The organism is Vreelandella maris (assembly GCF_013371085.1).
Classification (GTDB): domain Bacteria; phylum Pseudomonadota; class Gammaproteobacteria; order Pseudomonadales; family Halomonadaceae; genus Vreelandella; species Vreelandella maris.
Genome location: NZ_JABWCV010000075.1, coordinates 1 through 1,455 on the forward strand (window position 1 = coordinate 1; position 1,455 = coordinate 1,455).

A 1,455-nucleotide genomic window follows, 5' to 3' on the forward strand; every position below is an offset into this window, starting at 1 on the left:
GCTGACGAGCGGCGGACGGGTGAGTAATGCATAGGAATCTGCCCGGTAGTGGGGGATAACCTGGGGAAACCCAGGCTAATACCGCATACGTCCTACGGGAGAAAGGGGGCTCCGGCTCCCGCTATTGGATGAGCCTATGTCGGATTAGCTAGTTGGTGAGGTAACGGCTCACCAAGGCGACGATCCGTAGCTGGTCTGAGAGGATGATCAGCCACATCGGGACTGAGACACGGCCCGAACTCCTACGGGAGGCAGCAGTGGGGAATATTGGACAATGGGGGCAACCCTGATCCAGCCATGCCGCGTGTGTGAAGAAGGCCCTCGGGTTGTAAAGCACTTTCAGCGAGGAAGAACGCCTGTCGGTTAATACCCGGCAGGAGAGACATCACTCGCAGAAGAAGCACCGGCTAACTCCGTGCCAGCAGCCGCGGTAATACGGAGGGTGCAAGCGTTAATCGGAATTACTGGGCGTAAAGCGCGCGTAGGTGGCTTGATAAGCCGGTTGTGAAAGCCCCGGGCTCAACCTGGGAACGGCATCCGGAACTGTCAGGCTAGAGTGCAGGAGAGGAAGGTAGAATTCCCGGTGTAGCGGTGAAATGCGTAGAGATCGGGAGGAATACCAGTGGCGAAGGCGGCCTTCTGGACTGACACTGACACTGAGGTGCGAAAGCGTGGGTAGCAAACAGGATTAGATACCCTGGTAGTCCACGCCGTAAACGATGTCGACCAGCCGTTGGGTGCCTAGCGCACTTTGTGGCGAAGTTAACGCGATAAGTCGACCGCCTGGGGAGTACGGCCGCAAGGTTAAAACTCAAATGAATTGACGGGGGCCCGCACAAGCGGTGGAGCATGTGGTTTAATTCGATGCAACGCGAAGAACCTTACCTACCCTTGACATCCTGCGAACCCGGAAGAGATTCCGGGGTGCCTTCGGGAACGCAGAGACAGGTGCTGCATGGCTGTCGTCAGCTCGTGTTGTGAAATGTTGGGTTAAGTCCCGTAACGAGCGCAACCCTTGTCCTTATTTGCCAGCACGTAATGGTGGGAACTCTAAGGAGACTGCCGGTGACAAACCGGAGGAAGGTGGGGACGACGTCAAGTCATCATGGCCCTTACGGGTAGGGCTACACACGTGCTACAATGGCCGGTACAAAGGGCGGCGAGCTCGCGAGAGTCAGCGAATCCCTTAAAGCCGGTCTCAGTCCGGATCGGAGTCTGCAACTCGACTCCGTGAAGTCGGAATCGCTAGTAATCGTGAATCAGAATGTCACGGTGAATACGTTCCCGGGCCTTGTACACACCGCCCGTCACACCATGGGAGTGGACTGCACCAGAAGTGGTTAGCCTAACGCAAGAGGGCGATCACCACGGTGTGGTTCATGACTGGGGTGAAGTCGTAACAAGGTAGCCGTAGGGGAACCTGCGGCTGGATCACCTCCTTAAACGATGCGTCAC

The 1,455-nt window shown here is 56.8% G+C and carries 1 rRNA gene; it reads left to right on the top strand.

Annotation, left to right across the window (positions count from 1 at the left end):
- Positions 1–1,442 (top strand): 16S ribosomal RNA (locus tag HUO07_RS21495); the annotation flags it as partial.
- Positions 1,443–1,455 lie beyond the last annotated feature (13 nt).